At 67.0% G+C, this 21,870-nt stretch carries 18 protein-coding genes; 13 read left to right on the forward strand and 5 right to left on the reverse strand.

What is annotated here, in order from left to right; genetic code table 11:
• Positions 1-3: 3 nt before the first annotated feature.
• Positions 4-1,389, forward strand: a complete 1,386-nt coding sequence (locus COW1_RS11985) for a TRAP transporter large permease subunit (protein WP_370590907.1) — start codon at positions 4-6, stop codon at positions 1,387-1,389.
• A gap of 140 nt (positions 1,390-1,529) precedes the next feature.
• Positions 1,530-2,306 carry an EAL domain-containing protein gene (locus COW1_RS11990; protein WP_096364139.1) on the forward strand — a complete coding sequence of 259 codons (777 nt, stop codon included), beginning with the start codon at positions 1,530-1,532 and terminating at the stop codon, positions 2,304-2,306.
• Positions 2,307-2,528: 222 nt separating this feature from the next.
• Here COW1_RS11990 and topA read toward each other — a convergent pair whose 3' ends face one another.
• The 4 genes from topA to COW1_RS12010 form a co-directional block, all read right to left on the reverse strand.
• Entirely contained in the window at positions 2,529-4,826 is a 2,298-nt protein-coding gene (topA, locus tag COW1_RS11995) for a type I DNA topoisomerase (RefSeq protein WP_201344336.1), read from the reverse strand.
• 122 nt (positions 4,827-4,948) lie between these two features.
• Entirely contained in the window at positions 4,949-5,428 is a 480-nt protein-coding gene (locus tag COW1_RS12000; protein WP_096364135.1) for a DUF494 family protein, read from the reverse strand.
• Position 5,429: 1 nt separating this feature from the next.
• Positions 5,430-6,545: a DNA-processing protein DprA gene (gene dprA / locus COW1_RS12005; RefSeq protein WP_201344337.1), complete on the reverse strand. Its 1,116-nt coding sequence runs from the start codon at positions 6,543-6,545 to the stop codon at positions 5,430-5,432.
• Positions 6,546-6,615: 70 nt separating this feature from the next.
• Complete coding sequence (locus tag COW1_RS12010; protein ID WP_242466430.1) at positions 6,616-7,635, reverse strand: LysM peptidoglycan-binding domain-containing protein; 1,020 nt, start codon at positions 7,633-7,635, stop codon at positions 6,616-6,618.
• A gap of 223 nt (positions 7,636-7,858) precedes the next feature.
• Here COW1_RS12010 and def point away from each other — a divergent pair, with 223 nt between their 5' ends.
• The 9 genes from def to COW1_RS12055 all read left to right on the forward strand — a co-directional run bounded on the left by def (position 7,859) and on the right by COW1_RS12055 (position 18,406).
• The gene (gene def, locus COW1_RS12015) at positions 7,859-8,398 is read left to right on the forward strand and encodes a peptide deformylase (RefSeq protein ID WP_096364129.1); all 540 of its coding nucleotides are present in this window, start codon (positions 7,859-7,861) and stop codon (positions 8,396-8,398) included.
• Positions 8,399-8,482: 84 nt separating this feature from the next.
• Positions 8,483-9,427: a methionyl-tRNA formyltransferase gene (gene fmt / locus COW1_RS12020; protein ID WP_096364127.1), complete on the forward strand. Its 945-nt coding sequence runs from the start codon at positions 8,483-8,485 to the stop codon at positions 9,425-9,427.
• Positions 9,424-10,758: a 16S rRNA (cytosine(967)-C(5))-methyltransferase RsmB gene (gene rsmB / locus COW1_RS12025; protein WP_096364125.1), complete on the forward strand. Its 1,335-nt coding sequence runs from the start codon at positions 9,424-9,426 to the stop codon at positions 10,756-10,758. Before fmt ends, rsmB begins: the two co-directional genes overlap by 4 nt.
• Positions 10,755-11,327 (forward strand): DUF4390 domain-containing protein, encoded by a 573-nt coding sequence (locus tag COW1_RS12030; RefSeq protein WP_096364123.1) that lies wholly within the window; start codon positions 10,755-10,757, stop codon positions 11,325-11,327. The genes rsmB and COW1_RS12030 overlap by 4 nt, the downstream gene beginning before the upstream one ends.
• Positions 11,309-13,501, forward strand: a complete 2,193-nt coding sequence (locus COW1_RS12035) for an ATP-binding protein (RefSeq protein ID WP_201344338.1) — start codon at positions 11,309-11,311, stop codon at positions 13,499-13,501. The genes COW1_RS12030 and COW1_RS12035 overlap by 19 nt, the downstream gene beginning before the upstream one ends.
• An 81-nt stretch (positions 13,502-13,582) precedes the next feature.
• Complete coding sequence (locus COW1_RS12040) at positions 13,583-14,953, forward strand: sigma-54 dependent transcriptional regulator (RefSeq protein ID WP_201344339.1); 1,371 nt, start codon at positions 13,583-13,585, stop codon at positions 14,951-14,953.
• Between the two features lie 215 nt (positions 14,954-15,168).
• Positions 15,169-16,542: a Trk system potassium transporter TrkA gene (trkA, locus tag COW1_RS12045; protein ID WP_201344340.1), complete on the forward strand. Its 1,374-nt coding sequence runs from the start codon at positions 15,169-15,171 to the stop codon at positions 16,540-16,542.
• A gap of 22 nt (positions 16,543-16,564) precedes the next feature.
• Positions 16,565-18,016, forward strand: coding sequence for a TrkH family potassium uptake protein (locus COW1_RS12050; protein ID WP_201344341.1), 1,452 nt, complete (start codon positions 16,565-16,567; stop codon positions 18,014-18,016).
• A 78-nt stretch (positions 18,017-18,094) separates the two neighbouring features.
• Complete coding sequence (locus COW1_RS12055; protein WP_201344342.1) at positions 18,095-18,406, forward strand: tetratricopeptide repeat protein; 312 nt, start codon at positions 18,095-18,097, stop codon at positions 18,404-18,406.
• A gap of 3 nt (positions 18,407-18,409) precedes the next feature.
• On the opposite strand, the gene COW1_RS12060 is transcribed toward COW1_RS12055, so the two are convergent.
• A complete protein-coding gene (locus COW1_RS12060) occupies positions 18,410-19,822 on the reverse strand; it encodes an MFS transporter (protein ID WP_201344343.1) in 1,413 nt (470 codons plus the stop codon).
• 50 nt (positions 19,823-19,872) lie between these two features.
• On the opposite strand from COW1_RS12060, the gene COW1_RS12065 reads away from it, so the two are divergent.
• Positions 19,873-21,591, forward strand: coding sequence for a potassium/proton antiporter (locus COW1_RS12065; protein ID WP_201344344.1), 1,719 nt, complete (start codon positions 19,873-19,875; stop codon positions 21,589-21,591).
• 54 nt (positions 21,592-21,645) lie between these two features.
• On the forward strand, positions 21,646-21,852 hold the full coding sequence (locus tag COW1_RS12070; RefSeq protein WP_096364107.1) for an acetyltransferase: 207 nt from the start codon (positions 21,646-21,648) through the stop codon (positions 21,850-21,852).
• Positions 21,853-21,870 lie beyond the last annotated feature (18 nt).

Raw genomic sequence — 21,870 nt, forward strand, 5'->3', positions numbered from 1 at the left:
CACCTGGCCGAATGGATGCCGCTGTGGATGTTCCTCACCGTGGCGCTGGTACTGCTGCTGGGCTACCCCGTGGCCTTCACCCTGGCCGGCACCGCGCTGATCTTCGCCTTCATCGGCGAAGCCGCCGGCCTGTTCGACCCCGCCTTTCTCGCCGCCCTGCCCAACCGGCTGTTCGGCATCATGACCAACGAGACCCTGATCGCGGTGCCGCTGTTCGTGTTCATGGGGGTGATGCTGGAACGGTCAAAGGTCGCCGAGAACCTGCTCGATACCATGTCTGCCCTGTTCGGATCGCTGCGCGGGGGACTGGGCATCTCGGTCACCCTGGTCGGCATGCTGCTGGCGGCCAGCACCGGCATTGTCGGCGCGACCGTGGTCACCATGGGCCTGCTGTCCCTGCCCACCATGCTGCGCCGCGGTTACAGCCCGGCGCTCGCCAGCGGCACCATCTGCGCGGCCGGCACCCTGGGCCAGATCATCCCGCCCTCGATCATTCTGGTCCTGCTGGGCGATGTGCTGTCCTCCGCCTACCAGCAGGCCCAGCTGGACATGGGCATCTTTGCCCCGGAAACGGTCTCGGTGGGCGATCTGTTCACCGGCGCCCTGATCCCGGGCCTGATCCTGGTCGGGCTGTACCTGATCTATCTCCTGCTGGTCGCCTGGCTGAAACCGGCCAGCATGCCGGCGATGGATGCCGCCGAGGTCGCCGCCCTGCGCGGACCGGGCGTGATCCGGCGCATGAGCAGCGCCCTGCTGCCGCCGCTGGTGCTGATCGTCGCCGTGCTGGGCTCGATCATGGGCGGCCTGGCCACCCCCACCGAGGCCGCCTCGGTCGGCGCAATGGGCGCCATCCTGCTCGCCATTTCCCAACGCCAGTTCAGCCTCGCCATCCTGCGCGACGTGGCCCGCAGCACCACGCAGGTGACCAGCATGGTGTTCCTGATCCTGATCGGGGCCTCGGTATTTTCGCTGGTATTCCGCGGCTACGGCGGCGACGAACTGGTCGCTGAGCTGCTCACCGGCCTGCCCGGCGGCGTCTTCGGCGCGGTGCTGGTGGTGATGCTGGTGATGTTCCTGCTCGGCTTCGTGCTGGACTTCATCGAGATCACCTTCGTGGTGGTGCCCATCGTCGGCCCCATCCTGCTGGCCATGGGCCTGGATCCGGTCTGGCTGGGGGTGATGATCGCCATCAACCTGCAGACCTCCTTCCTCACCCCGCCGTTCGGCTTCGCCCTGTTCTACCTGCGCGGCGTGGCCCCGGCCGAGGTGAAAACCGGCCAGATCTACCGGGGCGTGGCGCCCTTCATCCTGATCCAGCTGCTGATGCTGGGCCTGCTCGCCGCCTGGCCGGCCATCGCCACCTGGCTGCCGGGGGTGGTGTACGGCTAGCCAGCGGCGGCGCCTTCAACGCCTCAGCGGTTTTGAACAACCCGGCGTCCGACCCGGCCCGAACTGCTCAATAATTCCGCTCCGTGTCCGATCATCTGAAAGTACGCCCCGTTCCCCAACCCCGAGCGAGACCCTCCCGCATGCTGCACGAAAACCACCGCCTGCATTACATGTACACCCGTCTGTACCGGGCCTGGCAGGAGGATGAGTTCCGGCTGCACTTCCAGACCCTGATGGATGCAAAGCAGCGCCGGCTGGCCGGTTTCGAGGCACTGGTGCGCTGGTATGACAAGGCCGAGGACAGGATCGTCCAGCCGGGCGAGTTCCTGCCCTTCGCCGAGGACACCGGCCTGATCGTGCTGATCGGGGACTGGATCCTGCGCGAGGCCTGTCGCCAGGCCCGGCTGTGGAACCGGCTGTCGTCGTCGACCGTCGTCGTGGCGGTCAACCTGGCCCCGGTGCAGTTGCTCGACGCCGATCTGGTCGGCCAGGTCGAGGCCGCCATCGAAGGTCTGCCGGCCGGTGCCCTGAAACTGGAGATCCCGGAACAGTGCCTGGTCGAACACGCCCGTGCGGCGCGCAGGCCGCTGCAGAAACTGAAATCCCTGGGGGTGCAGCTGGCCATTGACGAGTTCGGTGCCGGCTACTCATCCATCCCCGCCCTGATCAGGTTCCCCTACGACGAGATCAAGCTCAGCCGCCGCTTCATCGCCAAGCTGCAGACCCTGCCCGAGGCCCGGGTGCTGGCCGCCGGCATGATCGACATCGCCCACAAGCTGGGCAAACGGGTGGTGGCCGTGGGAGTGGAGACCGAGGCGCAGGCCGGCATGCTGCGCGACATGGGCTGCGACCTGCTGCAGGGCTACCTGTTCGGCGAGCCGGGCCTGGCGGGGCAGATGAGCCTGAAGGCGGGGTGATCGGGCTGAGGCGGGATCAACGCAGAGGGCGCGGAGGCGCAAAGAAAATTCATAATAAATGCGGGACAGGAAGGTAGGTCGGGTTAGCGCAGCGTAACCCGACAGTGGCCGGCATGTTGGGTTACGGTGCCATGCACCTAACCCAACCTACACGCATTAATCATTCTCTGCGTCTCCGCGCCTCTGCGCCCTCTGCGTTGACAGCGCCAACGCGAAACAGACCTACTCCCCGTCCGCTGACTCCTCCGTCTCCACCGGTTCGCTGAACTTGCATTCCTTCTGCGGGCAGACCTTCTCGGTGCCGCGGCGCTTGGTGGTCTTGAGGGTGAGCATGGGCCAACCGCAGTCGGGGCAGGGCTCGTCAACGGGTTCGTTCCAGACAGCGTACTTGCAGTCGGGGTATCGCGAGCAGGAATAGAAGATCTTGCCGGAGCGCGCCTTGCGCTTGAGCATGCTGCCCTGCTTGCACTCCGGGCAGGTCACGCCGGTGTCCTCGGGCTTTTCCAACGGCTCGATGTACTTGCAGTCGGGGTAGCCCGAGCAGCCGATGAATTTGCCATAGCGGCCGGTGCGGATGATGAGCGGCGAGTCGCATTCGGGACAGCTGCGGCCCTCGATATATTCGGGCTCGGCGTCTTCCTTGTCCTCACCGACATTGCGGGTGTAATCGCAATCGGGATAACCGCTGCAGCCGATGAAGCGCCCGCGCCGGCCCAGCTTGATCTGCAGCGGCTGGCCGCACTTGGGGCATTCCTCATCCAGTTCCTCGGTGGTGACCTCCTTGCGGGAGACGCCTTCCTCCTTGGTCTTGATACGCTGTTGGAAGGGATCCCAGAACTGGTGCAGCAGCGGGACCCACTCGCGCTCGCCGCGGGCGATCTCGTCAAGGTCGTCCTCGAGCTTGGCGGTGAAATCGTAGTCCACGTACTGGTCGAAATGCTGGGTGAGGAACCGACTCACCACACGGCCCACGTCGGTGGGCTGGAAACGCTTCTTCTCCAGGGTGACGTACTCGCGCTGCTGCAGGGTGGAGATGATGGAGGCATAGGTCGAGGGCCGGCCGATGCCGTGTTCCTCCAGCGTCTTGACCAGACTGGCCTCGGTGTAGCGTGGCGGCGGTTCGGTGAAGTGCTGCTCGGGGCGCAGTTTGACCAGACTGACCACGTCGCCCTCCTCCAGCCGCGGCAGCATGTTCTCGTCGGACTCGGCCTTGGCGTCGTCCTGACTCTCCTGGTAGACGCTGATGAAGCCGGGGATGGCGATGGTCGAGCCGGTGGCGCGCAGCACGTTGCCCTCGCCGCAGGGGAAGTCCACGCCGACGGTGTCGATAGTGGCATGAATCATCTGACAGGCAACGGTGCGCTTCCAGATCAGATCATAGAGCCTGAACTGCTCCTGGCTGAGATGCGACTTGATCTCCTCCGGCACCCGCATGGCCGAGGTCGGACGGATGGCCTCGTGCGCCTCCTGGGCGTTCTTGGCTTTGGTCTTGAAGGTACGCGGCGCATCGGGCAGGTTGTCCGCACCGTAGCGCTGACTGATCAGTTCGCGGATCTCGTCGAGGGCTTCGTTGGCCAGCGTCACGGAGTCGGTACGCATGTAGGTGATGAGACCGACTGCGCCCTCGCCGATGTCGATGCCTTCATACAGCTGCTGGGCCACGCGCATGGTACGGCTGGCGGTGAAGCCCAGCTTGCGCGAGGCCTCCTGCTGCAGGGTGGAGGTGATGAAGGGCGCGGCCGGATTGCGCTTGCGCTGCTTCTTCTCGACCTTGCCGACGGTCAGTTCGCCGCCGGCGGCCTCGATCAACTCCTGCTCGACCTTGCGGGCCTTGTCCTCATTGTTCAGCGTGAACTGGCCGAGCTTCTTGCCGTGCAGCACATTGAGTTTGGCGACGAAGGCCTGGTCGTCCTTTTCCAGGTCGGCCTCCACCGTCCAGTATTCGCGCGGCCTGAACTTCTCGATCTCCTCCTCGCGCTCGACGATCAGCCGCAGGGCCGGACTCTGCACCCGGCCCGCCGACAGTCCCCGGCGCACCTTCTTCCACAGCAGCGGCGAGAGGTTGAAGCCCACCAGGTAATCCAGCGCCCGGCGCGCCTGCTGGGCATTGACCAGGTCCATGGACAGGCCGCGGGGATGCTCGATGGCCTCCTGGATGGCGCGCTTGGTGATCTCGTGAAACACGACCCGGTGCACCGGCTTGTCCTTGACCGCCTTCTTGTTCTTGAGCAGTTCGTACAGATGCCAGGAGATGGCCTCGCCCTCGCGGTCCGGGTCAGTGGCCAGGATCAGATCGTCGGCCTTGTTCATGGCCTTGGCGATGGCGTCGACGTGCTTGGAATTGCGATCGATGATGTCGTACTTCATGGCGAAGTCGTGCTCGGGATCGACCGCACCGCCCTTGGGCACGAGATCGCGCACATGACCGTAGGAGGCCATGACTTCGTAGTCCTTACCGAGATATTTCTTGATCGTCTTCGCCTTGGCGGGCGATTCCACGATCACCAGATGCTTACCCATACGACGTTCGTGAACCTGTAGTGATGGATTCGATGGCGACGTGCCGTACCGGTCCCGGTCAGTGTATCCGACGGGCGCGGAACAGGGGTCGCATGGCGGGCGGGACCGGACCGCTGTTTATATCAATGCAGCTTTCCGGCGTATTCGTCAAACACCAGGTCTTCCATCCAGGCGTAGGCGGCCTCTTCGCCCGGCTGGTTGAACAGCACCATGAGGATGATCCACTTGAGCTGGTCGATATCCACTTCCTCGGCATCCAGCGCCATCACCCGGTCGATGATCAGTTCGCGGCTGGCGGGGGTGAGGATGTCCATCTGCTCCAGAAACAGGATGAAGCCGCGGCACTCCAGATCCAGGCGCTGGCACTCGGCATCGGTGTACACGCGCAGCGCCCGCCGGGGCTGCGGGTTGGGCAGACTGACATCGCGGTACTGGGCCAGACCGTCCAGCCACTCGAAGGCCTTGTTGATCTCGCCGGGGGTGAAACCGGCCTCGATCAGTTCGACATGCAGGGATTCACGGTCGGGATGCCATTCGGGATCGTCGTCCATGTAATAGTTTTCAAACAGGTACATCAGCACGTCGAACATGCTTTCCTTCATTTCAGACCTCGTCATTGAGCCGGAGATAGGCGCCGCCGGCCTGGCTGGCCACCCGCCCCTCCAATTCCAGGATCAGGAGCATGGAGGAAACCGCCTCCGGCGTCAATCCACTGGCTGTAACCAGTTGATCCACTGTGACGGGTTCATAACCCATCTGTTCCAGCAACTTACGCTGCTCCGGCGACGGCCGGACAGCACCGGCGGCGGCCGTGGCCGGCGCCGGGGGATCCGGCTGCGACAACGCAATGCTGGCCAGGGCATGCAGTTCCTCGAGCACATCGCCACCGGTCTCCACCAGTTTGGCGCCCTGGCGGATCAGGGCATGGCAACCGCGGGCAAGCGGGTTATGGATGGAACCGGGGATGGCGAACACCTCGCGGCCCTGCTCCAGGGCCGCGCGGGCGGTGATCAGCGAGCCCGAACGCAGCGCGGCCTCGACCACCAGCACACCCAGGCTCAACCCGCTGATGATGCGATTGCGGCGCGGAAAGTGCTCGGCCCGCGGCGGGCTGCCGACAGGCAGCTCCGAGACCAGCGCCCCGCCCGCCGCCACGATGGCATGGGCCAGGTCGCGGTGACGGGCCGGATAGACCCGGTCCAGTCCCGTCCCCATCACGGCCAGGGTATAGCCGTCGGCCTTCAGCGCCCCCTGGTGGCCGGCAGCGTCCACCCCCAGCGCCAGGCCGCTGGTCAGGGTCAGCCCGGCCGCGGCCAGGTAGCGGGCGAACTCGAAGGCGTTGTCCCGCCCGGGGCGGGTGGGGTTGCGGCTGCCGACCAGGGCCAGCTGGGGGTCATTGAGACGCGCGGGGTCGCCGTGCACATAGAGCAGCGGCGGCGGGTCCGGGATGGCGGCCAGCAACTGCGGATAGGCCGCGTCCGCGCGGGTAATGATATGGTTGCCCGGATCGGATTCGCGCCAGGTGAGGTCCCGCTCCACCCCCGACCGATCCGGCCGGCGCAGGGCCGCGCGCAGGTCCGCCTTGAGCCATGCCGGCGGATCCCGCAGGGCCTGTTCGGGCCGGCCGTCGGTGGTCTCGATCAGCTGATTGAAGGTATGCGCGCCGAGGCCGGGGCTGTGCCACAGCGTCAGCCAGTCGCGCAGGCGGTCTGCATCCATGCAGTCATCCTCCCTGAAAAGGAAACGGCCCGGCAAGCGCCGGGCCGCATCGGGGGTCTGCCGTGACGGCTCAGGGGTTGGTGACGATGTCCATCAGGTGGATGGCGCGGGTCGCCTCCATCACCAGGCCGTAGCTGAGCTTGTCGAAGGTGCGGAATACCAGCAGGATGCCGGCATCCTCGTTCGGCAGCTGAACCTGTTCCCTGTCCTTGCCGAAACGGTCGCGGATCAGGGCGCCGGCCTGCTGGATCTTCAGCACATCGCCGGCCTCCAGGCCTTCGCGCTGGCCGCGGTTGATCACCACGACCTGATACTGGCCGATCTGGGTCACGCCGTCGACCACCGCGATGATCTTGCCCTCGATCTCGTTTTCCGGGGCCCCGGGCAGGAAGTGGGTGCGCACCTCCTCCTCCCGCACCGGCAGCAGCCGGTCACCCAGGCTGACCTCGCGCGTGGTCTCGACCAGTTCCAGGGTCGCCGGGTCGCCGTGGCGCTCGATCACCGCCTCGCCGACATACAGCGCCCGGTGGCCCAGCAGTTCGCCGGTATCGGGATCGATGTAGGCCTGCTGCGGTTCGAACACATTGTAGCGCTCATACTCGGTCGTGGTACCGCGGGCATAGACCCGGTCGCCGGCCCCGGTGACGATGTGCTCGTCGGCCGTATCCAGCACGTAGCCCGCGCTCTCCAGCGCATCGGCGTCCAGCACCAGCGGCTTGGTCAGGAACTGGTGAATGGCGTCGATGGGAATGGTCGGGATGGCCTGATCCAGCGGGGTGGCGCGCACCTCGGGCGAGAGCTTGACCGTGCGGTGCCCGCGCTGGACCCGCAGCTGCGGCTTGCCGTCGATATAGACCAGGCTGATGACGTCCCCGGGGTAGATCAGGTGCGGATTCTCGATCTGGGGATTGACGTACCAGACCTCCGGCCACAGCCAGGGGTCGCGCAGGAAGGTCTCCGAGATGTCCCACAGGGTATCCCCCTTGACCACGACATAGCGCTCCGGGTGCTGCGGGTTGAGGGCGATCTCGTCCGCACCGGCCATCAGGGTGGTGGAGGCGAGCAGGATTCCGAGCAGTCGTTTGAACATAGGCGTCCCTTTTATTCGTTCTGGGGCATGGGGATCCGGCGCAGCATGCCCGGCCCCTCCCCGGCAGCAGCCCCCCTGTCCATCACAGTTCGGCCTGCCGTGCAAAACCCTGATTTGCCTGGTGTGGAAAACCGGCGCAGGATTCCTTATATTATCGCCGTAGGCAGCGACTTACTTTAGCAATATATCCAAGTGCTTAAAAGGCATTTGTGACAGGACTCACATGAGCAGACTCGAAATCCTGCATTTTCCCGACCCCCGGCTGCGCAACCGGGCCGAGCCGGTGGCCGTGGTTGACGACGAAATCCGCCGTCTGGTGGACGACATGTTCGAGACAATGTATGCCGCCCCGGGCATCGGTCTGGCCGCCACCCAGGTCAATGTCGCCAGGCGGGTGCTGGTCATCGACATCAGCGAGGAGGGCAATGAGCCCCGGGTATTCATCAACCCCGAAATCCTCGAGACCTCCGGCACCGAGGAGATGCAGGAGGGCTGCCTGTCCGTGCCCGGCATCTACGAAACCGTCCAGCGCGCCGACCGGGTCAAGGTACGCGCCCTGGACCGCGACGGCCAGTCCTTTGAACTGGAGGCCGAGGGCCTGCTGGCGGTATGCATCCAGCACGAGATCGACCACCTGGACGGCAAGCTGTTCGTGGATTACCTCTCCGGCCTCAAGCGCCAGCGCATCCGCAAGAAGCTGGAGAAGGAGCGCCGTCATGAAGGCAGCAGCAGCCCGGTGAAGCAGGCCGAGCCGGTCATCTGACCCTGCGGCTGCCCGCCTGCGGTCCTCCCCGGCGTCCGGAGCGGTTACAATGACCGCTGCCCGTTCACAGCCGTAACAGTCATAATGAAAATCGTCTTCGCCGGCACGCCCGAATTCTCCGTTCCGCCCCTGCAGACCCTGATCGACAGCGATCACGAGGTGGTCGCCGTCTACACCCAGCCCGACCGGCCCGCCGGGCGCGGGCGCAGGCTGCAGGCCGGCCCGGTAAAGGCGCTGGCGCTGGAACACGCGCTGGCGGTCGAACAGCCGATCAGTCTCAAGCCGGCCGAGACCCTGGAGCGACTCCGGGCCTGGCGCCCCGACCTGATGGTGGTGGTCGCCTACGGCCTGCTGCTGCCGCCGGCGGTGCTGGAGATCCCGACGCATGGCTGTGTGAACATCCATGCCTCGCTGCTGCCGCGCTGGCGCGGCGCGGCACCGATCCAGCGCGCCATCGAGGCCGGGGACAGCGAGACCGGCATCACCCTGATGCAGATGGACGCCGGCCTGGACACCGGCCCCATGCTGGCCAGGGCCTCGACGCCGATCTCCGACAGCGACACCGCCGCCGATCTGCACGACCGCCTGGCCGGACTCGGTGCCCGACTGCTGGGCGAGCAGCTCGAGGCCATCCTGGCCGGCCGCCTCCCCCCCGTGCCCCAGGACGAGACCCAGGCGACCTATGCCGCCAAGCTGCACAAATCCGAGGCCGACATCGACTGGACCCGACCAGCCCCGCGGCTGCTGCGCCAGGTCAATGCCTTCAATCCCTGGCCGGTGGCGCAAACCGGATTCGGCGACCGGACCCTGCGCATCTGGCGCGCCGCCTGCCTGGCGGCCGCGGGCGATCACGGCCGCCCGGGCTCTGTGCTGGCGGCCGGCCGCGAGGGGGTGGATGTCGCCTGCGGGACCGGCGTGCTGCGCCTGCTCGAGGTCCAGCTGCCCGGCGGGCGGCGCATTCCGGCCGGGGACTTCGGTCACGCCCAGACGCTGGACGGCGTCTGCCTCGGCCCGGCGGCAGGGACTTGACCGCCGACGCCTCCAGCCGGGAGCGGGCCGCCCGGGCCCTGGCCGCGGTCAGCCAGGGCGCCTCGCTCAGCAGTGTCCTGCCCGCCGCGCTGGAGGGTCTCACCGCCCAGGACCGCGGCTTTACCCACGAACTCATCTACGGCGGCCTGCGCCAGTACCAGCGCCTGGAGGCCATCCTGGCCGGCCTGCTGCGCCAGCCGCTCAAACCGCGTGATCGCGACATCCACTGCCTGCTGCTGCTGGGCCTGTATCAGCTGAGCGCGCTGGAGGTCAAACCCTATGCCGCGGTACATGCCACGGTCGAGGCCGCCCGCGCCCTGGGCAAGGCCTGGGCGGCAAAACTGATCAACGGGGTACTGCGCAACTATCAGCGCCGCGCCAGTGAACTGGAAGCACAGCTGCAAGGCGATCCGTCCGCCCGCTACAGCCACCCCGCCTGGCTGCTGGCGCGCCTGCAGCAGGACTGGCCGCACGACTGGGAAGCCATCGTCGAAGCCAACAACCGCCAGCCGCCGCTGAGCCTGCGGGTCAACGCCCGCCACGGCGATCGCGCCGGCTATCTCGAGCGGCTGGCCGCGGCCGGCATCCAGGCCGCCCCGCTGGCGCATACCAGTCACGGCATCCGACTGGAGCAGACCGCAACCATCGACCGCCTGCCCGGTTACGCCGAAGGCGACTTCTCGGTCCAGGACGGGGCCGCCCAGCTGGCCGCCCCCCTGCTGGGACTCGCCCCGGGCCAGCGGGTGCTGGACGCCTGCGCCGCCCCCGGCGGCAAGACCGCCCATCTCCTGGAGACCGAACCGGCACTGCAGGAACTGGTGGCGGTGGAACTCGAATCTGACCGCCTGCAGCGGGTGCGCGACAACCTGGACCGCCTGCGCCTGCAGGCGCGGCTGGTGCAGGGTGACGTGGGCCGGCCGCAGGACTGGTGGGACGGCGCCCCCTTCGACCGCATCCTGCTGGACGCGCCCTGCTCGGCCACCGGCGTCATCCGCCGCCACCCGGACATCAAGCTGCATCGCCGGCCCGCCGACATCGACCGCCTCACCCGGCTGCAGGCCGGGCTGCTGGACGCTGTCTGGCCGCTGCTGCGCCCGGGCGGCCGGCTGCTGTATGTCACCTGCTCGGTGCTGCGGGCCGAGAACGCCCTGCAGGTCGATGCCTTTGTCCAACGCTGCGCCACGGCCCGGCCTGCGCCCATCGCCGCCGACTGGGGCCGGGCGGACGGGGCCGGCCGTCAGCTGCTGCCGATTGTGAACGGGGTGGATGCAGCGCCCATGGATGGCTTTTACTATGCCTGCCTGGAGAAGGCGATGGACGAAGCGGCATGACCCTGATGATGGATCCCCTGCGAACCCGGCTCCCGGGCTGGCTGCTGCTGGGCTGGCTGGCCCTGACCGCCACACCGGCGCAGGCCTTTGACGTCGAATCCATCCACCCCCACTGGGACCGCGACGTGCTGCGCCTGGACGCCCGGCTGGACTTCACCCTGACGCAGGAAGCCCGTACCGCGCTGGAAAACGGCGTGCCGCTGGTGCTGCTGCTGCAGATCGAAGTGCTGGAGCCGCGCGACTATCTCTGGGACAGGGTCGTGGCGCGGCTGCGCCAGCGCTACCGCCTGAGCTATCACGCCCTGAGCGAACGCTACATCGTGCAGCGACTGAACACCGGCGTACGCTCCAGCTTCCCCTCGCTGGAAGGGGCGCTCTACAGTCTGCAGCAACTGGAGGGACTGCCGGTACTCGACCGCAGCCTGCTCCAGCCCGGACACCGGTACTACGGTCAGCTGCGGATCAGCCTGGATACCGAGGCCCTGCCCACGCCCCTGCGGGTCTGGGCCTATGTCTCCGCCGACTGGCGCCTTTCCAGCGACTGGCACCCATGGCCGCTACAGCCGTGAAACGCTTCGGTCGCGGCCTGTGGCCGATGCTGCTGCTGTTCGCGCTGCTGCTGGTGTCGCTGTCGTTCATGAGCGATGCCACCCACAACTCCGAGCGCTTCGGGCGCATGTACTCCTGGCTGCTGCTGACCAATGCCGCCGGGCTGCTGATCCTGCTCGGTCTGATCGGACGCAACCTGTACTGGCTGATCCGCCAGGTCCGCGCCGGCGCCCCGGGCGCGCGGCTGACCTCGCGCATGGTCTGGATGTTCGTGATCCTGGCCGTGGCGCCAGTCAGCGTGGTCTATTACTTCTCCCTGCAGTTCCTGCAGCGCGGCATCGACACCTGGTTCGATGTCGAGATCGAGAACTCGCTGGAAAGCGCGCTGGAACTGAGCCAGTCGGCCTTCGATGTGCGCATGCGCGACCGGCTGCGCACCACCGAACAGCTGGCCGGGGAACTCACCGAGGTGCCCTCGCCGCTGGCCCCGCTCAGCCTGTTCGACCTGCGGGTGCGCTCCGGCGCAGTGGAGTTGACCCTGCTCAGCCACAACGGCCGCATCATCGCCTCCAGCGGCCTGGAGTCGACCAGCATCGTGCCCGACCGGCCCGGTGATGCAGTGCTGCTGCAGCTGCGTCGCGGCGCCTCCTACGTGGGCCTGGATCCCAGCGGCGACGGCGGCCTGCACATCCGCGCCGTGGTGCCGGTTCCGCTGGCCACGCCGACCTCGGAGCAGCGCATCCTGCAGGCCCTGTATCCCATCCCGGAACGTCTGAGCACCCAGGCCGACGAAGTGCAGGCGGCCTATGCCCGCTACCGCGAACTGGCCTACCTGCGCAAGCCGCTCAAATACAGTTATACGCTGACGCTGTCGGTGGTACTGGTGCTCAGCCTGCTGTCAGCAGTGTGGGCCGGCTTCTATGCCGCCCGCAAGCTGGTCGCCCCCATCCGCAATATCGCCGAGGGCACCCGGGCAGTGGCCGACGGCGACTACAGCCGGCGGCTGCCCTCGACCAGCGACGACGAACTGGGCTTTCTGGTGCGCTCGTTCAACATGATGACCCGGCGCCTGGCCATGGCCCGCGACCATGCCCGGCGCAGCCAGCTCGAGGTGGAGGGCCAGCGCACCTATCTCGAGACCCTGCTCGGCAGCCTGTCATCGGGCGTGATCAGCCTCTCGCCGGACCAGCGCATCCGCACCGTCAACACGGCCGCCGAGACCATCCTCGGCATCCCGCTCAAACGCAGCGCGGGGGAACCGCTGCAGGCACTGGTGACCGCCCATCCCTTCCTGGAACCGCTGCAGGAGGCCATCGAACGCCACCGCGAGGCCTCGGGCGGGCCGCACTGGACCGATCAACTCAGCCTGTTCGGCCCCAACGGGCGCCAGGTATTGATCTGTCGCGGCGCCCGTCTGCCCGGCGACGGGGTACGCCCGGGCGGCCAGGTGCTGGTACTCGATGACGTCACCGCCCTGATCCAGGCCCAGCGCGACGCCGCCTGGGGCGAGGTGGCGCGGCGCCTGGCGCACGAGATCAAGAATCCGCTCACCCCGATCCAGCTCTCGGCCGAGCGGCTGCGGCGCAAGTACCTGCCCGGCATGGAGGCCTCCGAGGGCGAGGTGCTGGACCGGGCCACCCACACCATCATTCACCAGGTCGAATCCATGAAGGAGATGGTCAATGCCTTCTCCGATTATGCCCGCGCCCCGCAGCTGGAACTGCGGCCGCTGGCGCTCAACGAACTGGTGGCCGAGATCGCCGAACTGTACCGCGGCATGCACCCGAATGTGGAGTTGGAACTGGCGCTCGATCCCGCGGAGCCCTGGACCGAGGCCGATCCCAACCGGCTGCGTCAGCTGCTGCATAACCTTATCAAGAACGCCCATGAGGCCATCGGCACCGAGCAGCCCGGACAGATCCGGCTCGAGACCCGCTGCCGGGTCGAGGATGACACGCCCTATGCCGATTTGTGGGTGTGCGACAACGGCCCGGGCTTCCGCGCCGAGGTCAGCGAACAGCTGTTCGAACCCTATGTCACCACCAAGACCAAGGGCACTGGCCTGGGGCTGGCCATCGTCAAGAAGATCGTCGAGGAACACGGCGGCCAGCTGCAGGCCGGCAACCGCGACGACGGCGGAGCCTATGTGCGCGTGCAGCTACGCCAGGTACCCCGACCGCAGGCCACGGCATAGGCAGCGGCCGCATCAAGTGGTTATACTCTAGGGCCGGGAGCCGAACCGGCCCGGCCATAACAACCGCGCGCAGCCAAGCCAATGTCCTCAGCCCATATCCTGGTCGTCGACGATGAACCGGATATCCGCACCCTGATCCAGGAGATTCTGGAAGAGGAAGGGTACGACGTCAGCGTCGCCGACAGCGGCGGCGGCGCCCGGCGCCAGCGTCGCACCCATCGTCCCGATCTGATCCTGCTCGATGTCTGGATGGAGGACATCGACGGCATCTCGCTGCTGCGCGAATGGGCCGAAGGCGGCGAACTGCCCTGCCCGGTCATCATCATCTCCGGCCACGGTACGGTCGAGACCGCGGTCGAGGCCACCCGCCTGGGCGCCTACGACTTCATCGAAAAGCCCATCTCGCTGGCCAGGCTGCTGCTGGTGGTCGAGCGCGCCCTGGAGGCCGACAAGCTCGCCCGCGAGGTGGTCGACCTCAAGCAGCAGCTGCCGGTGGTGCCGGAACCGGTCGGACGCAGTGACACCCTGCAGCGGCTGCGCGAGCAGGTGCTCAAGGTCGCCGCCCACGACACCGGCGTACTGCTCAAGGGTGAACCCGGCAGCGGCAAGAAGACCTTCGCCCATTTCCTGCACCACAACAGCCCGCGCCGCCAGGGCCCGCTGGTCGAGATCAGCGTGGGCTCGCTGTCGCAGAGCAACTCGGCCGTGGAGCTGTTCGGCAGCGAGGACGAGGAACGGGTCCACTACGGGCGCTTCGAGCAGGCCAACCGCGGCACCCTCTACATCGACGACATCGGCGACATGGACGAACAGACCCAGGCGCGGCTGCTGAGCGCGCTGGAGACCCGCAGTTTCACCCGGGTCGGCGGTACCGAACCGGTGCGTCTGGATGTGCGCATCGTCGCCGCCACCCGGCATGACCTCGATCAGGCCGTGGCCGCCGGACGCTTCCGCGAGGACCTCTACTATCACCTCAATGTGGTGCCGATCCAGATCCCGCGGCTGGCCGAGCACTGCGAGGACGTGCCCGAGCTGCTCAACTATTACGTCACCTTCTTCGTCGACCGCGAACACCTGCCCTACCGGCACTTCGTGCTGGCCGCCCAGAACCGGCTGCGCAACTACAGCTGGCCGGGCAATGTGCGCGAACTCAAGAACCTGGTCCAGCGCCTGCTCATCCTCGGCAGCGGCGAGGAAATCACCCTGGACGAGGTCGAGTCCGCCCTGCAGGCCCAGCTCATGAACCGCGACAGCGCACTGGAGGACAGCACCCTGTTCGAGCTGCCGCTGCGCGAGGCGCGCGAGCAGTTCGAAAAGAACTACCTGGAGCACCAGCTGCAGGAGGCCGGCGGCAGCGTGGGCAAACTCGCCGCCCGGGTCGGCATGGAACGCACCCATCTGTACCGCAAGCTCAAGGCGCTGGGTATCGATGTCAAGAAAGGCAGTGACTGACACCTGCGCTGAATTACACCTACTTAACCCGATATCGTATAAATGACGGAACCCACAGCATCACCGTCATTCCGGCGCAGGCCGGAATCCAGTAACCGCCGCGACATCTGGATCCCGGCCTGCGCCGGGATGACGTCAACTCGCACCTGTGGCAAGCGCCTATCCTGCGCGCCTTGTTTTCTGCTCCACGATCCCGACCCGACGGCAGCCCGACCATGAAGATCATCATCCTCGGTGCCGGCCAGGTCGGCGCCTCGGTGGCCGACAATCTGGCCAGCGAGTACAACGACATCACCGTGGTCGACCAGGACGCCGATCGACTGCGCGAACTGCGCGACCGGCTCGACATCGGCACCGTGACCGGCCACGGCGCCCATCCCGACGTGCTGCGCCGCGCCGGCGCCGAGGACGCCGACATGATCATCGCCGTGACCAACAGCGACGAGGTCAACATGGTCGGCTGCCAGGTGGCCTACACCCTGTTCCACACCCCGACCAAGATCGCGCGGGTACGCTCGGCGGCCTTTCTCAACGAGCCGCGGCTGTTCTCGCAGGAGGCGCTGCCCATCGACGTGCTGATCAGCCCCGAGCAGCTGGTCACCGAGTATGTGCAGCGCCTGATCCAGAACCCGGGCGCGCTGCAGGTGCTGGATTTCGCCGGCGGCCGGGTGCAGCTGGTCGCGGTACGCGCGGTGGACGGCGGCCCGCTGGTCGGGCACGAACTGCGTGAACTGCGCGAGCACATGCCCAGGATCGACACCCGGGTGGCTGCCATCTTCCGCCGCGGCCAGCCGCTGATCCCCGAGGGCGATACCGTCATCGAGGCCGACGACGAGGTCTTCTTCGTCGCCGCGCCGAAGAACATCCGCGCCGTGATGAGCGAGCTGCGCGAACTGGACAAACCGGTCAAGCGCATCATTCTCGCCGGCGGCGGCCACATCGGCGAACGCCTGGCCGCCGGTCTGGAACACCGCTACCAGGTCAAGATCATCGAGCGCAGCCAGGAGCGGGCGCGCCAGTTGTCGGAGGAACTCAACAAGACCATCGTGCTGTGGGGCGATGCCGCCGACGAGGAACTGCTGCTGGAGGAGAATATCGAGAACACCGACATCTACTGCGCCCTGACCAACGACGAAGAGGCCAACATCCTCTCCTCCATGCTGGCCAAGCGCCTGGGCGCGGGCAAGGTGATGTCACTGATCAACCGTGCCGCCTACGTGGATCTGGTGCACAGCGACGTGATCGACATCGCGCTCTCGCCCCAGCACGCCACCATCGGCAGCCTGCTCACCCATGTGCGCCGCGGCGACGTGGTGGCCGTGCACTCGCTGCGCCGCGGCGCGGCCGAGGCCATCGAGGCCGTCGCCCACGGCGACAGCAGCAGTTCCAAGGTGGTGGGCCGGCGCCTGGAGGAGATCAACCTGCCGGCCGGCACCACCATCGGCGCCATCGTGCGCGGCGACGAGGTCATCATCGCCCACCACGACAGCGTCATCGAGAGCGGGGATCACGTCATCCTGTTCCTGGTGGACAAGGGCCGCATCCCCGAGGTCGAGCGCCTGTTCCAGGTCGGGGTGATCTTCCTGTGAAATCCGAGTTGCCGCCTCGCCCATGCAACTGATCACTATCCAGCGCATCCTCGGCCTGTTGCTGATGGTCTTCAGTACCACCCTGCTGCCGCCGGTGGGGGTCGCGCTGATCTACCGCGACGGCGCCATCGCCCCCTTTCTGGAAGCCTTCGGGCTGGTGCTGCTGGCCGGCCTGCTCATCTGGTGGCCGGCACGCCGGAACAAGCGCGAACTGCGCCTGCGCGACGGCTTTCTGATCGTGGTGCTGTTCTGGGTCGTGCTGGGCCTGGTCGGGGCACTGCCGCTGTACCTGTCACCCCAGCCGGCCATCGGCCTGACCGACTCCGTGTTCGAGTCCATGTCGGGCCTGACCACCACCGGGGCCACGGTCCTCACCGGCATCGACTACCTGCCCCATTCGATCCTGTTCTACCGCCAGCAGCTGCAATGGATGGGCGGCATGGGCATCATCGTGCTGGCGGTGGCCGTGCTGCCCATGCTCGGCATCGGCGGCATGCAGCTCTACCGCGCCGAGACGCCCGGGCCGATGAAGGACAACAAGCTCACCCCGCGTATCGCCGAGACCGCCAAGGCGCTGTGGTACATCTATCTCAGCCTGACCATCACCTGCGCCCTGGCCTACTGGCTGGCCGGCATGAGCGGTTTCGACGCCATCGCCCACAGCTTCTCCACCGTCGCCATCGGCGGCTTCTCCACCCACGATCTGAGCATGGGCTACTTCCAGAGCGAACTGATCGAGATGATCGCCGTGGTCTTCATGCTGCTCTCGGGCGTGAACTTCGCACTGCATTTCACCGTCTGGCGCTCGCTCAGCCCGATGCCCTACGTCCGTGACTCCGAAGTGCGCACCTACCTCACCATCCTGCTGACCACGGCGCTCATCACCATCAGCTATCTCTACGTCACCCGGACCTTCGGCAGCTGGGGCGAGGTATTGCATCACGGGTTGTTCCAGGTGGTCTCGATCGGCACCACCACCGGCTTCACCACCGCCGAGTACTACAACTGGCCCGGCTTCCTGCCGGTGCTGCTGCTGTTCGTCAGCTTCATTGGCGCCTGCGCCGGCTCCACCGGCGGCGGCATGAAGGTGATCCGCTTTCTGCTGCTGCTCAAGCAGGGCGTGCGCGAGATCACCAAACTGGTGCACCCCAATGCCCAGGTGCCGGTCAAGATCAACGGCAAGCCGCTGCCGGATGCTGTCATCAATTCGGTCTGGGGATTCTTCGCGACCTATGTGGGCGTGTTCGCGGTGATGATGCTGATCCTGATGGCCACCGGCATGGACCAGGTCACCGCCTTCTCCGCCGTGGCGGCCTGCATCAACAACCTCGGCCCGGGCCTGGGCGACGTCGGCTATCACTACGGCGACATCAGCGATACCGCCAAATGGGTGCTGTGCGCGGCCATGCTGCTCGGCCGGCTGGAAATCTTCTCTTTGCTGGTGCTGTTCTCCCCGGTATTCTGGAGACGCTGAAATGCAGCGATCAGTGATCCTCACACCCGGAATCCGATCGCCGCAGATTGCGCCAACCCACAGGTTCCGAGCCAGTCCATGAGCATGATCGACAATTTCGAAAGGATGCTGGCCGCCGGCCAGGACAGTCCGTTGCTGCGCTACTCACTGGGTCTGGAATACGGCAAGGCCGGGGAGCACGCCCGGGCAGTGGAGCATCTGCGCAATGCCGTCGAACAGGACCCGGGCTATTCCGCCGCCTGGAAACAGCTGGGCGGCGCGCTGGCCGAAACCGGCGATGCCGAGGGAGCCATTGCCGCCTACGAGAAAGGCATCGAGGCCGCGGAGAACAAAGGCGACAAGCAGGCTGCAAAGGAGATGCGGGTGTTTCTCAAGCGCCTGCAGCGCTGAACCTCAGGACTGTTCACCCACCGCTTGCCGATTGAACTGCCGCGCCAGCAGTTCGCGATGATGAATCACGAACAGGGCGAGCAGAATGGTCGGCACCCCGAGGCCGGTGGTGTAGAGGAAGAAGAAGAACCAGCCCTGGGCCTCGACCACCAGCCCGGAGAAACCGCTGATGATCTTGGCCGGCAGGGTCATCAACGAACTGAACAGCGCGTACTGGGTCGCGGTATAGGCCCGGTGGGTGAGGCTGGAGAGATAGGCGATGAAGGCCGAGGTGGCGAACCCCGCGCCCAGATTGTCGGCACTGATGACCACGGCCAGCAGGCTCAGCGTGGGTGCAGACACCGCCAACAACGCGAACAGCAGGTTGGTCGCCGCCACCAGAATCGCGCCGGCGAACAGCGGCCACAACACCCCGAAGCGCGCCACCGCGAGCCCGCCCAGCAGGGCGCCGAGCAGGGTCATGGCGAAGCCGAACACCTTGGCGACGGCGGCGATCTGGTCGAGCGTATAGCCCAGATCCAGATAGAAGGGATTGGCCATCGCCCCCATGCTGATGTCGCTGATGCGGTAGATGGCGATCAACAGCAGGATGGCGGCACCGTACCAGCCGGTGCGGGTGAAGAACTCCACGAACGGCCCGATCACGGCGCGCGCGAACCAGGCGGCGATGCGCCGCGCCGGCCCGGCGCGCATGCGGTCGATGTGCAGGGCCTGGCTGATACCGGCCTCGATCTCGCTCACCCGCGCGTGGCGCACATGCGCCGGCTCGCGGATCAGCAGGGTGGTGATCACGCCCACCAGCATCAGGCCGGCCATGACCAGATAGCTCAGCATCCAGGAATGCCGGCTGGCCAGATAGAGCGCGCCGGCGCCCGAGGCCAGGGTCGCGACGCGATAGCCGAACACATAGGCCGCGGCCATCGCACCCTGCTGGACATCGGCCGCCGCCTCGATGCGGTAGGCGTCGATGGTGATGTCCTGCGTGGCCGAGCAGAAGGCGATGAACAGCGCGATGCCCGCGAACATCGCCAACTGCGCGGCCGGGTCGGTCAGCGCCAGCATTGCCAGGCCGCCGCCGATGCCGAACTGGGCGGCGAGCATCCAGCCGCGGCGCTGACCGAACAGGCGCGACAGCAGCGGAAGGCGCAGCCGGTCCACCACCGGGGCCCAGATCACCTTGATGGAGTAGGTGATGCCGACCCAGGCGAAGAAACCGATCAGGCCGCGTTCGACCTGGGCCTGCGCCAGCCAGGCGGTCAGGGTGGAGAACACCAGCAGGAAGGGCAGGCCGGCGGAGAACCCGAGAAAGCACATCGCCACCACCTGCGGGCGGGTGTAGACGTGCAACGCCTCGCGCCAGCTGCGGGCGCGGGCGGTGGCGGTGGAATTGTGCGTACTCCGGCCGGGTGCTGGCATAATGACCGGCAAGCTTACCAGATCAGCCCCGCATCCGAGCAGCTTCCCCTATGGACATCGTCAATCAGCTCATCCTCGTCGCCGCCGCGCTGCTGCTGATCAGCATCCTGGTCAGCGTGCCCTCGCGTCGGGTGGGGATGCCGCTGCTGCTGGTGTTCCTGGCGCTGGGCATGCTGGCCGGCGAGGAGGGTCCGGGCGCACTGCGCTTTCACAACTACCAGGCCGCCTACATGGTCGGCTCGGTGGCGCTGGCCATCATCCTGTTCGACGGCGGCCTGGGCACGCGGGCCGCCACCTTCCGCGTCGGCCTGCGCCCGGCGCTCAGCCTGGCCACGCTGGGCGTGATCATCACCGCCGCCGTCACCGGGCTGGTCGCGAGCCTGGTGTTCGAACTGAACTGGCTGCAGGGACTGCTGGTGGGCGCGATCGTCGGCTCCACCGATGCCGCGGCCGTGTTCGGCCTGCTGCATGCCCAGGGCCTGCGGCTCAAGGAACGCGTCAGCGCCACGCTGGAGATCGAGTCCGGCGCCAACGACCCCATGGCCATCTTTCTCACCCTGGCGCTGGTGGAACTGCTGGCGGCCGGCGCGACCCGGCTGGATGCCGGAGTCGTGGTGCTGCTGGTGCAGCAGATGGGACTGGGTCTGGTACTGGGCTATGGCGGCGGCCGGCTGCTGGTCTATGTCATCAACCGGCTGCCGCTGGCCACCAGTCTGTATCCGCTGCTGGCCCTGGCCGGGGCGCTGGTGATCTTCTCCGGTACGCTGAACCTGGGCGGCAGCGGCTTTCTTGCCGTGTATGTGGCCGGCCTGGTGCTGGGCAACCGGCCGCTGCAGGCCAATCTGGGCATCCAGCGCTTTCATGACGGCATTGCCTGGCTGGCCCAGATCGGCATGTTCCTGATGCTGGGCCTGCTGGTCACGCCCAGCGCCCTGCTGGCGGTGGCCCTGCCGGCGCTGGCAGTGGCCCTGGCCCTGATCTTTCTCGCCCGCCCCCTGGCCGTGGTCATCAGCCTGCTGCCGTTCGGCTTCCCGCTGCGGGAACAGGTGTTCGTCGGTTGGGTGGGGCTGCGCGGGGCGGTGCCGATCATCCTGGCCCTGTTCCCGCTGCTGGCCGATCTGCCCAATGCCCAGCGCTATTTCAATGTCGCCTTCTTCGTGGTGCTGGTCTCGCTGGTGCTGCAGGGCTGGACCCTGGCGCCGCTGGCCCGCCGGCTGGGCCTGGAAGTGCCGACCACACCGGGCTGGCACCGGCGGCTGGAATTGGATCTGCCGGGCCAGCTGGATTACGAAATGGTGGTCTACGTCCTCAGCGGCGACAGCCCGGCGCTGGGCGAGACGCCGGCCACCCTGCGGCTGCCGCCGGGGGTGGGGGTGGCGGGGCTGATCCGCGACAACGCGGTCACCGCCGGTTGCGAAGCGGTCCGGCTGACCGTGGGCGACCACCTGCTGCTGCTGGCCCGCAGCGACGACGTCGAGACACTGGACCGGCTGCTGACCACCGAGAAGGTCCCCGAACACCTGCGTGAGTCACGCTTCTTCGGCGAATTCGTCCTCGATGCCCGTGCCACCCTCGGTGACGTCGCCGGCGTCTATGGCGTGGAGGTGCCGACGGACAAGCGCGACGCCAGCCTGTCCGAGGTACTGGCCCGCGCCTTCAAGCGCCGGCCGGTGGTCGGCGACCGCCTGCCGCTGGGCCATCTGGAACTGGTGGTGCGCGAGATGGAGGGCGAGACCATCACCCGGGTCGGCCTCAAACTGATGCACTGAGGGCGGCGGCCGGCGCTTTGGCGCTGATCCGGGATTGTGGTGTAATGCACCCACATGAATACCGATTGCCCACCCGATCCTGCTGCGCTGCAACTGGCGGAGGCGGTTCGCGCCGCCTGCCTCCGGGCCCTGCGCGAGGCCCATCAGGAGGCGGCCATCAGCGGGCTGTGCAGCGAGGGCGCGCTGGAAGCGGCGATCGGCGCCGTGCAGCAGCTGGATCTCAGCACCCTCATCACGACCGGCCACGGATCTTCTCCCTGATGCCTGCGAGGGCCCCGC

The organism is Thiohalobacter sp. COW1 (genome assembly GCF_016629505.1).
Taxonomy (GTDB): Bacteria; Pseudomonadota; Gammaproteobacteria; order Thiohalobacterales; family Thiohalobacteraceae; genus Thiohalobacter; species Thiohalobacter thiocyanaticus_A.

Excerpts from the sequence above, each read along its gene's own strand:
- COW1_RS11990 (WP_096364139.1), top strand. The coding sequence starts at position 1,530 with ATGCTGCACGAAAACCACCGCCTGCATTACATGTACACCCGTCTGTAC.
- topA (WP_201344336.1), bottom strand. The coding sequence starts at position 4,826 with ATGGGTAAGCATCTGGTGATCGTGGAATCGCCCGCCAAGGCGAAGACG.
- COW1_RS12000 (WP_096364135.1), bottom strand. The coding sequence starts at position 5,428 with ATGAAGGAAAGCATGTTCGACGTGCTGATGTACCTGTTTGAAAACTAT.
- dprA (WP_201344337.1), bottom strand. The coding sequence starts at position 6,545 with ATGGATGCAGACCGCCTGCGCGACTGGCTGACGCTGTGGCACAGCCCC.
- COW1_RS12010 (WP_242466430.1), bottom strand. The coding sequence starts at position 7,635 with ATGTTCAAACGACTGCTCGGAATCCTGCTCGCCTCCACCACCCTGATG.
- def (WP_096364129.1), top strand. The coding sequence starts at position 7,859 with ATGAGCAGACTCGAAATCCTGCATTTTCCCGACCCCCGGCTGCGCAAC.
- fmt (WP_096364127.1), top strand. The coding sequence starts at position 8,483 with ATGAAAATCGTCTTCGCCGGCACGCCCGAATTCTCCGTTCCGCCCCTG.
- COW1_RS12030 (WP_096364123.1), top strand. The coding sequence starts at position 10,755 with ATGACCCTGATGATGGATCCCCTGCGAACCCGGCTCCCGGGCTGGCTG.
- COW1_RS12035 (WP_201344338.1), top strand. The coding sequence starts at position 11,309 with ATGGCCGCTACAGCCGTGAAACGCTTCGGTCGCGGCCTGTGGCCGATG.
- COW1_RS12040 (WP_201344339.1), top strand. The coding sequence starts at position 13,583 with ATGTCCTCAGCCCATATCCTGGTCGTCGACGATGAACCGGATATCCGC.
- trkA (WP_201344340.1), top strand. The coding sequence starts at position 15,169 with ATGAAGATCATCATCCTCGGTGCCGGCCAGGTCGGCGCCTCGGTGGCC.
- COW1_RS12050 (WP_201344341.1), top strand. The coding sequence starts at position 16,565 with ATGCAACTGATCACTATCCAGCGCATCCTCGGCCTGTTGCTGATGGTC.
- COW1_RS12055 (WP_201344342.1), top strand. The coding sequence starts at position 18,095 with ATGAGCATGATCGACAATTTCGAAAGGATGCTGGCCGCCGGCCAGGAC.
- COW1_RS12060 (WP_201344343.1), bottom strand. The coding sequence starts at position 19,822 with ATGCCAGCACCCGGCCGGAGTACGCACAATTCCACCGCCACCGCCCGC.
- COW1_RS12065 (WP_201344344.1), top strand. The coding sequence starts at position 19,873 with ATGGACATCGTCAATCAGCTCATCCTCGTCGCCGCCGCGCTGCTGCTG.
- COW1_RS12070 (WP_096364107.1), top strand. The coding sequence starts at position 21,646 with ATGAATACCGATTGCCCACCCGATCCTGCTGCGCTGCAACTGGCGGAG.